A 12,957-nucleotide genomic window follows, 5' to 3' on the forward strand; every position below is an offset into this window, starting at 1 on the left:
CCTTCCCTTGATCAAAACGGTTTAGTCTTGTTCTAAATCGATGCTAATGCCCAACGAGCGGATTTCTTTCACCAGTACGTTGAAGGACTCTGGCATGCCAGGCTCCATACGGTGATCGCCGTTAACGATGTTCTTGTACATCTTGGTACGACCGTTTACGTCATCTGACTTAACAGTCAACATTTCCTGCAATGTATATGCAGCACCATAAGCTTCTAGTGCCCACACCTCCATCTCACCGAAACGCTGGCCACCAAACTGAGCTTTACCGCCCAATGGCTGCTGAGTTACCAAGCTGTAAGAACCGGTAGAACGCGCGTGCATCTTGTCGTCAACCAAGTGGTTCAACTTCAACATGTACATGTAACCGACAGATATCTTGTTATCGAACGCATCACCAGTACGGCCATCATGCAGCGTTGTTTGACCTGATGCAGGCAAGCCTGCCAGCTCTAACAACTCTTTGATTTCCGATTCCTTGGCACCGTCAAATACCGGCGTTGCCATAGGAACACCGCCACGCAGGTTCTCAGCTAACTGAATAATCTCTGCGTCGTTCAACAAGGTCATATCTTCGCGCTTACCGTCACCCGCATCATAGATGCGCTGCAGGTAGTCACGTAGATCGACAATAGAACGCTGCTGCTGCAGCATCTCAGTGATACGCTCACCAAGGCCACGAGCCGCCCAACCCAAGTGCAATTCAAGCACCTGACCGATGTTCATTCGAGAAGGAACACCCAATGGGTTCAAGCAGATATCAACTGGCTTACCGTTGGCGTCATAAGGCATATCTTCCACAGGAACAACCATGGAGATAACACCCTTGTTACCGTGACGACCGGCCATCTTGTCACCAGGCTGGATGCGACGCTTCACTGCCAGGTGAACTTTAACGATTTTCAGTACGCCAGGCGCCAGATCATCACCTTGGGTGATTTTCTTACGCTTGTCTTCATAACGGTGCTCAGCTTCAACACGTTTCTCTTCTAGCTTCTGGGCAGTTAGCTCCAGCTGCTTGTTGAGATCGTCATCTTCCATTACCAAGTCGAACCAACGCTCGCGTGGTAATTCAGACAAGTAGTCGATGTTGACTTCAGCATTTGCTAAGCCGTTAGGGCCACGCAATGCTTGCTTACCGATCAGTACGCGTTGCAAACGTTCAAACGCTGCAATTTCCATGATGCGGTATTCGTCTTTAAGGTCTTTCTTAACGACGTCTAACTGTTCGTTTTCAATGGCCAGTGCTCGGGTGTCTTTCTCAACGCCGTCACGGGTAAATACCTGAACATCGATAACAGTACCGAAGGTGCTTGTCGGTACACGCAAGGAAGTATCCTTAACGTCAGAAGCCTTCTCACCGAAGATCGCACGTAATAGCTTCTCTTCCGGCGTTAGCTGGGTTTCACCCTTAGGCGTTACCTTACCAACCAGAATGTCGCCCGGCTTAACTTCAGCACCAATGTATACCACACCGGCTTCGTCCAGATTGCTCAGCGCGCCTTCACCCACATTCGGGATATCGGCAGTCACTTCTTCTGGCCCTAGCTTGGTGTCACGAGCCACACAGGTCAGTTCCTGAATGTGGATCGTGGTAAAGCGGTCTTCCTGAACTACACGCTCGGAGATGAGGATCGAGTCCTCAAAGTTGTAACCATTCCAAGGCATAAACGCGACCAACATGTTCTGACCCAAAGCCAGCTCACCCAAGTCGGTAGAAGGACCATCTGCCAGTACGTCGCCACGCGCAACCACATCACCTGGAGATACCAACGGACGCTGGTTAATACAGGTGTTCTGGTTAGAACGGGTGTACTTGGTCAGGGTGTAGATATCTACGCCCGCTTCACCATCTTCAATCTCATCGTCGCCAACACGGATAACAATACGACCCGCATCAACTGATTCGATAATACCGCCACGACGGGCAACTTCGGTTACACCGGAGTCAATCGCAACCACGCGCTCCATACCTGTACCAACCAGAGGCTTATCCGCTCTCAAAGTTGGGACAGCTTGACGCTGCATGTTCGATCCCATCAAAGCTCGGTTAGCATCATCGTGTTCCAAGAAAGGAATCATCGATGCGGCAACCGATACAATCTGCTTAGGCGAAACGTCCATGTATTCAACAGTCGACGGCGCAACCAGAGAGAATTCACTCTGATGACGAGAAGCGACCAGATCTTCAAGGAAGTTACCGTCATCGTCCAGCGCTGCAGAAGCCTGGGCGATTACATGGTTGCCTTCTTCAATAGCAGACAAATATTTGATATCACCGGTCGCGATTCCATCAACTACCTTGCGATAAGGTGTTTCAAGGAAACCGTACTCGTTGGTGCGCGAGTAGCACGCCAAAGAGTTGATCAGACCGATGTTTGGACCTTCAGGAGTTTCGATAGGGCATACACGACCGTAGTGAGTCGGGTGTACATCTCGAACCTCAAAGCCAGCACGTTCACGAGTCAGACCACCAGGACCCAACGCAGAAACACGACGCTTGTGAGTAACCTCAGACAGCGGGTTGTTCTGATCCATGAATTGGGATAGCTGACTGGAACCGAAGAATTCCTTGATCGCCGCAGATACTGGCTTGGCGTTGATCAGATCCTGGGGCATTAAGCCTTCAGATTCTGCCAAACTCAAACGCTCACGTACTGCACGCTCAACACGCACCAGACCGATACGGAACTGGTTTTCTGCCATTTCACCAACAGAACGTACGCGACGGTTACCCAAGTGGTCAATATCGTCCACATGACCTTTACCGTTACGAATGTCGATCAGTGTTTTCAGAACTGCGATGATGTCTTCTTTATCCAGAACACCAGTGCCTTTCACGTCAGGACGCTGCAGACGACGGTTAAACTTCATTCGACCAACGCCCGACAAGTCATAGCGTTCTTCGGCAAAGAATAAATTATGGAACAAGTTTTCAGCAGCTTCCTTGGTTGGTGGCTCACCAGGACGCATCATACGATAGATTTCAACCAACGCTTCAAGCGGCGTACTGGTTGGATCTAAACGCAAGGTATCAGACATATACGGGCCAGAATCCAGCTCGTTAATGTACAGGGTTTCCAGTACACGAACGCCGGCCTGACCTGCCTGAGCAATCAGTTCTTCAGTAACTTCTGTGTTCGCTTCCGCAATCAGTTCGCCGGTTTCCTGATCAACTAGATCAACAGCCAAAACCTTACCCATCAGGTAATCAACTGGTACTTCCAAGCGTTCCATACCCAATTTGCCGATTTGGCGGATATGGCGTGCGGTAATACGACGACTGGCTTCAACCAGTACGTTACCTTCCGGATCCTTGAGATCGAACTGCAAGGTTTCGCCGCGCATGCGGTCTGGAATCAACTCCAGTTCAAAACCACCAAGGCCGAAGTGGAAAATGTTCTTTTCATAGAACATTTCCAGAATTTCTTGACTTGTGAATTCCAGAGCACGCAGCAAAATAGATGCAGGCAATTTACGGCGACGGTCGATACGGACAAATACGCTGTCCTTAGGATCGAATTCAAAGTCAAGCCATGAACCGCGGTATGGAATCACACGTGCAGAATAAAGCAGCTTGCCAGAAGAGTGGGTCTTGCCACGGTCGTGGTCGAAGAATACACCTGGGCTTCTGTGCAACTGAGAAACGATGACACGTTCGGTACCGTTAACTACGAAAGTACCATTTTCAGTCATGAGCGGAATTTCGCCCATGTATACTTCTTGTTCCCGGATATCTTTGACGGTCTGGGTCTTGGCTTCCTTGTCATAAATAACAAGACGAACCTTGACTCGTAGAGGAGCGGCATAGGTAACACCACGCTGCTGACACTCTTTTACGTCAAATACAGGAGCACCCAAGCGATATCCGACATATTCTAATGCCGCATTGCCTGAGTAGCTTACGATTGGGAAAACAGAATTGAACGCCGCATCTAGTCCAAAATCACTTCCATCTTCCCTGTCTCCGCCTGACTCCAGAAATTTTCTGTAGGAATCAAGTTGGATAGCCAGAAGATATGGCACTTCTAGTACGTTCTGGCGCTTTCCGAAATCTTTACGTATGCGTTTTTTTTCGGTGAATGAGTAAGCCATCAGCATTCCTCAGCCTAGGTTTAGCGAGCCGGTGGAGAAGCTACCTTGCCTCTGTTCGACGCCTACAGCGCAAGCCCCGACACAAGACAAATACCGCCTAACCGACGGTGGATATGGAATCAGCAAAGCTGATTGTCGAACGTCCAGAGCAAACTCTGGAAACGGAAAAAGGCCGACAGCACAAAGCCATCAGCCTATTTCCGTGAGCAAGAACGAGTCCCTGCTACACACTGTAGAAAATTACTTGATTTCTACAGATGCGCCAGCTTCTTCAAGCTGTGCTTTCAGTGCTTCAGCGTCGTCCTTAGATACAGCTTCTTTAACTGTAGTAGGAGCGCTTTCTACTAAGCCTTTAGCTTCTTTCAAGCCAAGACCAGTAGCTGCACGAACAGCTTTGATTACTGAAACTTTGTTAGCGCCGAAGCTTGACATTACTACGTCAAATTCAGTCTGCTCTTCAACAGCAGCAGCATCGCCAGCAACAGCTGCAACAGCTACTGCGGCTTGAGCAGTTACACCGAACTTCTCTTCCATTGCTTCGATCAAACCAACAACGTCCATTACAGACATTTCAGCGATTGCGTTCAGAATATCTTCTTGTGACAGAGCCATGACTCAAATTACCTCAAATAAAAATTTCTAGGAAAATAGCTGCTTTAAACAGACTCTTTTTCCGAGCGAATAGCGGCCAGGGTACGTACCAATTTGCCAGGAACTTCGTTCAGAGTGCGAACCAGCTTCGCCGCAGGGGCTTGCATGGTTGCTAGCAACTTAGAAAGTGCTTCTTCACGGTTCGGCAAACTTGCTACTGTATTCAGGCTTTCAGCACCTAATAGGGTGCCGTCAATTGCTATAGCCTTAGGAACTAGCTTATCGTTAGTCTTCGCGAAATCGCGAATCAAACGTGCTGCTGCTCCAGGTGCCTCGTCTGCAAATGCATAAACGAGAGGACCGGTCATAGCTTCCTGTAAACAGGCAAGACTGGTACCTTCCACGGCACGCTTAGCCAGAGTGTTACGAACCACGCGCAGGTATACACCTTGCTCGCGAGCCTGAACACGAAGTTCAGTCATCTGTCCAACACTAAGGCCGTGATACTCGGCTACAACGGCAGACAAGGAGCGTTGAGCTACCTCGCTTACCTCGGCGACAATCGCCTTTTTGCTCTCGAGATTCAGTGCCACTTAGGTTACCTCCTCGGTCGCCGCAAAATTGCGGCATCCAAATGCAAGTCCGAAGACTTGCGCTTTACGGTGGCCGACCGAAATTAAAGCATTCGAGTCAAGCATCACCGTCTACGCAGGCAAAATTTAAGCCCTTTCGAGCGCCTACGGTCTTGGACGGTTCGTCATCCTAAGATGACGAGCCAAGATCAGCTCATCTCACCCTAAAGTGAGTCGAGCCAATCAAATCCTTAAATAGATTCGATTGTGTTTTTATCAATCGCAATACCAGCACCCATGGTGCTAGACAGAGTTACTTTCACGAAGAAAGAACCCTTAGCTGAAGAAGGCTTACGCTTCTTCAGGTCGGCAATCAATGCTTCCAAGTTGCTTTGCAATGCTGCAACTTCAAAGTTTGCTTTACCGATAGCGGCGTGAATGATGCCGCCTTTGTCGTTACGGTAGCGAACCTGACCCGCTTTAGCATTTTTAACTGCTTCAGCAACGTTAGGCGTTACAGTACCAACCTTAGGGTTTGGCATCAGACCACGTGGGCCGAGGATTTGACCTAACTGACCAACAACGCGCATTGCATCTGGAGATGCAATTACTACGTCAAAGTTCAGATCGCCGCCCTTAATTTGAGCTGCAAGGTCGTCCATACCGATAACGTCTGCACCAGCTTCTTTAGCTGCTTCAGCATTAGCGCCCTGAGTGAATACAGCAACACGTACATCTTTACCGCTACCCGCTGGCAGTACAGTAGCACCGCGAACGTTTTGGTCAGATTTACGTGGATCAATACCCAGATTGATTGAAACGTCAATGGACTCTTCAAACTTAGCGTTAGCCAGTTCTTTTAACAGAGCCAGAGCTTCGTCAACTGCATATTGCTTAGTTGCATCAACTGCTGCGCGGATTGCCTTAGTACGCTTAGTGAGCTTTGCCATTATTCAACTCCTTCCACATTAAGACCCATAGAGCGTGCGCTACCAGCGATAGTTCTAACAGCTGCGTCCATATCTGAAGCAGTCAAGTCAGCCATCTTAGTAGTTGCAATTTCTTCCAACTGTGCACGAGTCACAGTGCCCACTTTTTCAGTGTTAGGGCGTGGAGAACCGCTCTTCAAACCAGCAGCTTTCTTCAACAGAACTGCAGCTGGTGGAGTCTTAGTGATGAAGGTAAAGCTGCGATCACTGTATACAGTGATAACAACAGGCACAGGCATGCCAGCTTCCATCTCTTGAGTCTGCGCGTTAAACGTCTTACAGAACTCCATGATATTCACACCGTGCTGACCCAAAGCTGGACCAACTGGTGGTGACGGATTCGCCTTACCTGCAGCAACCTGCAACTTGATATAAGCTTCGACTTTCTTAGCCATTGTAAATCACCTTTATTTGGGTGCAAACGCCTGAGCTACGAACTCTAGGCTCCCCATGGGAAAAGAGCTTTAGCTCTTTTCTACCTGGCCAAATTCCAACTCAACCGGAGTGGAACGACCGAAGATCAGAACAGCCACGCGTAAGCGACTCTTCTCGTAATTAACTTCTTCAACCACACCGTTAAAGTCTGCAAATGGTCCATCAGTGACGCGAACCACTTCACCCACTTCAAACAAGGTCTTAGGACGAGGTTTCTCAGCACCATCCTGGACACGATCCAGAATAATAGAGGCTTCCTTGTCTGTGATTGGAGCAGGGCGATCACTGGTACCACCAATGAAACCCATAACACGCGGAGTGTCTTTTACTAGGTGCCATGCTTCATCGGTCATTTCCATCTCGACCAAAACATAGCCCGGGAAGAATTTACGCTCACTTTTGCGCTTCTGCCCTGCCTTCATCTCCACGACTTCTTCAGTTGGAACTAGAACATCACCAAACTCTTCTTGAAGTCCGGCGCGCTCGATGCGCTCCAAAATTGATTGCTGAACCCGCTTCTCATAGCCTGAGTATGCGTGTATCACGTACCAACGTTTAGCCATCGTTATCCGCCCAGTGAAGTTAGGTACTCAACCCCAAAACCCAGCAGCATATCTACCAGATAGAGGAAGATCCCCATAATTAACACTGCAAACATTACAATGCCTGTAGTTTGCGTGGTTTCAGCACGACTCGGCCATACAACCTTGCGCGCTTCACCATATGCATCATGGGCGAAGCCTCGAGCATTTTTACCCTTGCTAGTTTGCAAGGCAATAAATGCCGATACACCAGCAATTGCCAGCAACCCCAGCAATCGGTAGAAACCATTCTCGATTGCCAACTGATTATCACCAATGATTGCAACTGCGACTAAAACCGCAACCGCAACCCATTTGACGGAATCCATTTTGCTTTCAGTTTGTTCCATACTCATTATTGCCACACTCGACTTCCAGGTTATTTCTGGGCGAACGTAAAAAAGCAGCAAGCTTAGAGCTTGCTGCCTATTTGGCAGGCCAGGAGGGAATCGAACCCCCAACCTGCGGTTTTGGAGACCGCTGCTCTGCCAATTGAGCTACTGGCCTTTAAAAGGGCGCTCATTATACGAATAATGACCACCTTTTCAAACTTTATTCAACAATTCGCGCTACAACACCCGCACCTACGGTACGACCACCTTCGCGAATTGCAAAACGTAAACCTTCGTCCATCGCAATCGGTGCGATCAACTCAACCTTCATCTGAACGTTATCGCCTGGCATTACCATCTCAACACCTTCCGGCAATTCGATAGTACCTGTAACGTCAGTAGTACGGAAGTAAAACTGTGGACGATATCCTTTGAAGAAAGGAGTATGTCGACCACCCTCGTCTTTACCTAGTACATAAATCTCGGATTCAAACATAGTATGCGGGTTGATAGAGCCTGGCTTAGCCAATACTTGGCCGCGCTCAACATCTTCACGCTTAGTACCACGCAGAAGAACTCCAACATTCTCGCCTGCACGACCTTCATCAAGCAGCTTGCGGAACATCTCAACACCCGTACAAGTTGTCTTCACAGTATCTTTAATACCGATGATTTCAACTTCTTCACCCATCTTAACGATGCCACGCTCAACACGACCGGTAACAACAGTACCACGGCCTTGGATCGAAAACACGTCTTCGATTGGCATAATAAACGCACCGTCGATTGCACGCTCTGGCTCTGGAATATAAGTATCCAGAACTTCTACCAACTTCTTAACAGCAGTGGTGCCCATTTCGTTAGCATCATCGCCATTCAACGCCATCAGTGCAGAACCTGCAATGATTGGAGTGTCATCACCAGGGAATTCATATTCACCTAGCAATTCACGCAGTTCCATTTCAACCAACTCAAGCATTTCAGCATATTCTTCGCTGTCCGCTCCGCCGCAATCTTCTGCTAGCAAGTCAGCCTTATTCAAAAACACTACAATGTATGGCACACCAACCTGGCGAGACAAAAGAATGTGCTCGCGAGTCTGAGGCATAGGGCCATCAGTCGCACCACATACTAAAATCGCACCGTCCATTTGTGCCGCGCCAGTAATCATGTTTTTCACATAATCGGCGTGACCAGGACAATCGACGTGAGCGTAATGACGAACTTCTGATTCATACTCAACATGAGCAGTTGCGATAGTAATACCGCGCTCACGTTCTTCTGGAGCATTGTCGATACCATCAAATGCTATAGCAGAACCACCCCAAACCTCGGCGCAAACACGAGTAAGAGCTGCTGTCAGGGTAGTTTTACCATGATCCACGTGACCAATAGTGCCAACGTTTACATGAGGCTTCTTACGCTCAAATGCTTCTTTAGACACTAGAGACCCCCCAAACAGAAAATTGCATTACATACATTGAAAGATATGGAGCTCATACCCGGATTCGGACCGGGGACCTCATCCTTACCAAGGATGCGCTCTACCAACTGAGCTATATGAGCATTCTACTATTTGGAGCGGGTAGCGGGAATCGAACCCGCATCTTTAGCTTGGAAGGCTAAGGTTCTACCACTAAACAATACCCGCGAACCTTGTCGTAAAATGGTGGAGGGGGCTGGATTCGAACCAGCGAAGCTTTCGCGTCAGATTTACAGTCTGATCCCTTTGGCCACTCGGGAACCCCTCCGAAAGTATGGTGCCGGCACCAAGAGTCGAACTCGGGACCTACTGATTACAAGTCAGTTGCTCTACCAACTGAGCTATGCCGGCGTGCCGCACTTGCGGTGTGGGCGCGTATATTAATGGATTTTTACTTGAGCGCAACCCTAACAAGCGATTTTTTTGAAAGTACCTATGTATTTTTTTTCAAGTCGTTGTTTCCAAGGCGCATTTTTAGGGCTCACAGTTGTGTCTTGAAGTATCCTTAAGCCATAAACCTTATAAGGACGACTACGCGGAGCGACTTTTGCGTCAATTCCGTACTTCCTTAATCGCTCTATTTCTCGTTGCGCCTGTTTTTTTCTGGCATAAAGCCCTAATGACACCCGATAAGTCGGATCATCTTCTGCCGCTGCAGGCTCAGTAAAACTGCTAATGCCGTTTAAATTGAGAAATTCACTATATTCGGCAGCATCTGTTCTATCTAAAAAGCCATCGACATAAATCCACCAACCTTCAAATAGATCTTTCTGCTGATCGATCACTTGAGTTGTAATACCTTCGATAGGTAAGCGCTTTTGCTCTTGACTAGGCACTCGCACTTCATAAAAGTGACCCAACCAAAAACATTCCGTACCAGGAGCCTGACTCTTGTCGAACATTGAAGGGGCTTCAAGTTCAGCAAGCGATGGCGCTTCCTTTACCAATTCCAGAGAATATTCACTTTCATCGAGATAGCCCTTGAGTTTATCGCTATTGGCATAGACCTGTTTTTCGAAACGATCTCGTTGTGCGGCATCCACCCTTACCTGCGTTGGATACTCCAATCCGGATAGCAATGTTTTTTGCTGATAAAACCAGGCTGCGGGAATAGCAAGCACCGCAATAATTAGCAACAACCCCAGCCAGCGCATCATTCCATTTCTCCGCAATTATTATTCGCTATGAGTCGCAAAAATTTTCAATCCTCGAAAAACCAACCCTTTTTCCATTTGAAAGCTTTGCTTGAGCAATGAAACCAACTGCTCGGCATCACCACCGGTAATTACACAATTTAACTCGCCATAGGTGGCCTGAATCTCATCGACTATTCGATCAATATAGGACACCAACGAATAAAGCGTCCCGCCTTGTACCGCATGAAAAGTACTGCAAGCCAAAAACGATTGCCGAGAATCTTCCGAGGGCCGTCGATCAACGCGGCCAGTTCCACCGAATAAGCTTTGTCGCATCATCTCCAGGCCAGGTGTAATCAAACCACCGGAATGCTGACCCTGCCCATCAACCACATCAACAGTCACTGCACTACCACAATCAATTAAACAAAAGCCTTGGGAGGTTTCTCGCCAAACCGCCAGCATTGCTAGCCAACGATCAATGCCCAAGCGCTCAGGTTCAAAATAACTATTTTTTAACTGTAAAAATTCATTTGGGCTTTGCAGTAATTGAACAGGAGCTGCTGAATGTTGCTGGCATTGCTTAACCAGCTTTTGATCAAAAGCTTCGCCCGCCACGCTCGAAACCATAATACGCTCAAGCGGCCTATTTATTTGCTGATGCAACATTTCCCATTGGGGTTCTTGCAATGGAAATTGGCCAAAAGAACTCTCTTTCGAGAAATCACTTGGCGAGAACTGCTGCCATTTAACAAAAGTATTTCCAGCATCAATTAACAGCATTATTGAGTTCGCCTTACAGATACTTCACCAGCATACACCGCTTTTTCACCCTTCTCGGTAGCTACCATTAAACCGCCAGCCTCGTTTATTCCTAATGCCAAACCTGTCTCAATTCGCTCACCAGACTTGATATCGATACGCTTTCCTTGCAACCAGTCACGATGTTTCCAAAAAGAAGCAATCTCTTCGCTCCAGCAGGCTTCATTGGAAATAACTCGCACCAACTCAGACAATAAATCTACTTGCAGTTGGTTACGATCGATCGGCTTGCTGGAGATATCTGATAGAGAAGACCATGGCTGATCAATATGTTTTGCCACCTTGTCATCCACTAACAAATTTACACCCACTCCGATAACTGCTGAAGTTTCATCTTCAGAAATTTTCGGTAATTCAACCAAAATCCCAGCTAGTTTTTTATCATTTAGCAATAAATCATTCGGCCACTTTAATTGCAGCGTACTGGCGGTATATTTTTCTAGCGCACGGGCAATAGCAACGCCAACCACTAAACTCAGCAAGCCTAGCCGCATTGGTGGTAAATAAAAACGCCAAGCTACTGAAAACATCAAGTTACTACAAGGTGGCGACTGCCAAACTTTTCCTCGACGACCTCTGCCAGAGAACTGGTATTCGACTATTCTTGCTACAGCATGAGTATCCGGCTGCTTACGGCACAACTCAACTAAATCTTGATTGGTTGATTCCGTAGCAAAATCCAAACTGACTGCCAGCGGGCAATTATCTTTAGCAAGTTGCTGCTCAATCACCGCTTGGTTTAGCAACTGCAGCGAATGCTTTAGTCGGTAACCCCGGCCCTTGACTCGATCAATTAATAAGCCTGTTTCCAGTAAAAATTGGATATCTTTCCAGATCACAGCGCGTGACACGCCTAGCTCAGCGCCCAGGCTTTCGCCAGAATGAAATTTGCCATCATCCAACAATGTCAGCAGAGGTTTAAGTCGTTCCAGTTGCGCCACAAATAATCTCCTATCAACTCGCAAAACATTATATCGCGGTTTGTTTCCAGGACGCTTTTTCAAATACCCCTAAAACAACTATTTATTTTTGAGAACGGCTTTTTAAGAGTGCTGGCGAACGCAGTAATATCGAGCTCGGCATCAACCGCTGAGCTAGAAAAGGATTTCCTAAGAACAACAGACAAGGAGGTAAAGCAGGGATTTAAGCTCAAATGGCGGAATTAATACTAAGCCATTCACTGCTGCCAGGCGGGAGAACGCTAATGTCATTTAAATCGTCAGTAGGCTCTGACGTGACCTAGATAGTTGCAGGAAATGCAAATGGATTCAGGTGGTTTTCGATAGATACCAATCGGCGCTGGAATGCTTGAGTAAACGTCGTACCGGCATCCTGCCTCTATACGACATACATTCCGTCCCTAGAAATAAAAAAATCCCAGATCATTGCTGATCTGGGATTTTCTATTTGGCGCTTGGCGGTGACCTACTCTCACATGGGGAAGCCCCACACTACCATCGGCGCTAAGTGGTTTTATTTCTGCTAAATTCGGGAATAGCGGATGGATTCAGGTGGCTGTTTTTTCTTAAATCACTTTTTTGCAGACATAAAAAAACCCGACTGCTTTTAAGCAATCGGGTTTTGTTTGGCGCTTGGCGGTGACCTACTCTCACATGGGGAAGCCCCACACTACCATCGGCGCTAAGTGGTTTCACTTCTGAGTTCGGGATGGATTCAGGTGGTTCCCACTCGCTATTGCCGCCAAGCAAACTGCGCGTAACGTTGCTGATTAATATCAACAATTACGACTTAATTCGGTTTTGTAAGCTTACTTTAATCATTTTGTAATCTATTGATTACTCGCAAACAACCAGCAAACTGCTTGGGTGTTATATGGTCAAGCCTCACGGGCAATTAGTACAGGTTAGCTCAACACCTTACAGTGCTTACACACCCTGCCTATCAACGTTGTAGTCTTCAA

11 protein-coding genes, 5 tRNA genes and 2 rRNA genes are annotated in these 12,957 nt (G+C 47.6%); all 18 read right to left on the reverse strand.

The features are described 5' to 3' along the window. Nucleotides 1-21 precede the first annotated feature (21 nt). Nucleotides 22-4,095, reverse strand: a complete 4,074-nt coding sequence (rpoB, locus tag DC094_RS17930; protein ID WP_116688499.1) for a DNA-directed RNA polymerase subunit beta — start codon at nucleotides 4,093-4,095, stop codon at nucleotides 22-24. Between the two features lie 240 nt (nucleotides 4,096-4,335). Beyond that, the gene (gene rplL, locus DC094_RS17935) at nucleotides 4,336-4,707 is read right to left on the reverse strand and encodes a 50S ribosomal protein L7/L12 (protein WP_116688500.1); all 372 of its coding nucleotides are present in this window, start codon (nucleotides 4,705-4,707) and stop codon (nucleotides 4,336-4,338) included. 44 nt (nucleotides 4,708-4,751) lie between these two features. Further along, a complete protein-coding gene (gene rplJ / locus DC094_RS17940; RefSeq protein ID WP_116688501.1) occupies nucleotides 4,752-5,279 on the reverse strand; it encodes a 50S ribosomal protein L10 in 528 nt (175 codons plus the stop codon). 230 nt (nucleotides 5,280-5,509) lie between these two features. Then, a complete protein-coding gene (gene rplA, locus DC094_RS17945; protein ID WP_116688502.1) occupies nucleotides 5,510-6,208 on the reverse strand; it encodes a 50S ribosomal protein L1 in 699 nt (232 codons plus the stop codon). Further along, on the reverse strand, nucleotides 6,208-6,642 hold the full coding sequence (gene rplK / locus DC094_RS17950) for a 50S ribosomal protein L11 (RefSeq protein ID WP_116688503.1): 435 nt from the start codon (nucleotides 6,640-6,642) through the stop codon (nucleotides 6,208-6,210). The genes rplA and rplK overlap by 1 nt, the downstream gene beginning before the upstream one ends. A 69-nt stretch (nucleotides 6,643-6,711) precedes the next feature. Beyond that, entirely contained in the window at nucleotides 6,712-7,245 is a 534-nt protein-coding gene (gene nusG, locus DC094_RS17955; protein WP_116688504.1) for a transcription termination/antitermination protein NusG, read from the reverse strand. 2 nt (nucleotides 7,246-7,247) lie between these two features. Continuing rightward, nucleotides 7,248-7,619: a preprotein translocase subunit SecE gene (secE, locus tag DC094_RS17960; protein WP_116688520.1), complete on the reverse strand. Its 372-nt coding sequence runs from the start codon at nucleotides 7,617-7,619 to the stop codon at nucleotides 7,248-7,250. Between the two features lie 75 nt (nucleotides 7,620-7,694). Further along, nucleotides 7,695-7,770 (reverse strand) — tRNA-Trp (locus DC094_RS17965). A gap of 45 nt (nucleotides 7,771-7,815) precedes the next feature. Further along, entirely contained in the window at nucleotides 7,816-9,039 is a 1,224-nt protein-coding gene (tuf, locus tag DC094_RS17970; RefSeq protein WP_116688505.1) for an elongation factor Tu, read from the reverse strand. Between the two features lie 46 nt (nucleotides 9,040-9,085). Continuing rightward, nucleotides 9,086-9,161, reverse strand: a tRNA-Thr gene (locus DC094_RS17975). A gap of 11 nt (nucleotides 9,162-9,172) precedes the next feature. Next, nucleotides 9,173-9,246, reverse strand: a tRNA-Gly gene (locus DC094_RS17980). A 16-nt stretch (nucleotides 9,247-9,262) separates the two neighbouring features. After that, nucleotides 9,263-9,346 (reverse strand) — tRNA-Tyr (locus tag DC094_RS17985). A 7-nt stretch (nucleotides 9,347-9,353) separates the two neighbouring features. Beyond that, nucleotides 9,354-9,429 (reverse strand) — tRNA-Thr (locus DC094_RS17990). Nucleotides 9,430-9,485: 56 nt separating this feature from the next. Then, a complete protein-coding gene (locus tag DC094_RS17995; RefSeq protein ID WP_116688506.1) occupies nucleotides 9,486-10,235 on the reverse strand; it encodes an SPOR domain-containing protein in 750 nt (249 codons plus the stop codon). An 18-nt stretch (nucleotides 10,236-10,253) separates the two neighbouring features. After that, nucleotides 10,254-10,997, reverse strand: coding sequence for a type III pantothenate kinase (locus tag DC094_RS18000; RefSeq protein ID WP_116688507.1), 744 nt, complete (start codon nucleotides 10,995-10,997; stop codon nucleotides 10,254-10,256). Beyond that, nucleotides 10,997-11,977: a biotin--[acetyl-CoA-carboxylase] ligase gene (locus tag DC094_RS18005; RefSeq protein WP_158527383.1), complete on the reverse strand. Its 981-nt coding sequence runs from the start codon at nucleotides 11,975-11,977 to the stop codon at nucleotides 10,997-10,999. Before DC094_RS18005 ends, DC094_RS18000 begins: the two co-directional genes overlap by 1 nt. 649 nt (nucleotides 11,978-12,626) lie before the next feature. Beyond that, nucleotides 12,627-12,742, reverse strand: a 5S ribosomal RNA gene (rrf, locus tag DC094_RS18010). A 127-nt stretch (nucleotides 12,743-12,869) separates the two neighbouring features. Continuing rightward, nucleotides 12,870-12,957, reverse strand: a 23S ribosomal RNA gene (locus DC094_RS18015); the annotation flags it as partial.

This window comes from Pelagibaculum spongiae (genome assembly GCF_003097315.1).
Taxonomy (GTDB): Bacteria; Pseudomonadota; Gammaproteobacteria; order Enterobacterales; family Pelagibaculaceae; genus Pelagibaculum; species Pelagibaculum spongiae.

Bases quoted from the DNA above. Each gene is read 5' to 3' on its own strand.
- rpoB (WP_116688499.1), bottom strand. From the start codon at position 4,095: ATGGCTTACTCATTCACCGAAAAAAAACGCATACGTAAAGATTTCGGA.
- rplL (WP_116688500.1), bottom strand. From the start codon at position 4,707: ATGGCTCTGTCACAAGAAGATATTCTGAACGCAATCGCTGAAATGTCT.
- rplA (WP_116688502.1), bottom strand. From the start codon at position 6,208: ATGGCAAAGCTCACTAAGCGTACTAAGGCAATCCGCGCAGCAGTTGAT.
- rplK (WP_116688503.1), bottom strand. From the start codon at position 6,642: ATGGCTAAGAAAGTCGAAGCTTATATCAAGTTGCAGGTTGCTGCAGGT.
- nusG (WP_116688504.1), bottom strand. From the start codon at position 7,245: ATGGCTAAACGTTGGTACGTGATACACGCATACTCAGGCTATGAGAAG.
- secE (WP_116688520.1), bottom strand. From the start codon at position 7,619: ATGAGTATGGAACAAACTGAAAGCAAAATGGATTCCGTCAAATGGGTT.
- DC094_RS17995 (WP_116688506.1), bottom strand. From the start codon at position 10,235: ATGATGCGCTGGCTGGGGTTGTTGCTAATTATTGCGGTGCTTGCTATT.
- DC094_RS18000 (WP_116688507.1), bottom strand. From the start codon at position 10,997: ATGCTGTTAATTGATGCTGGAAATACTTTTGTTAAATGGCAGCAGTTC.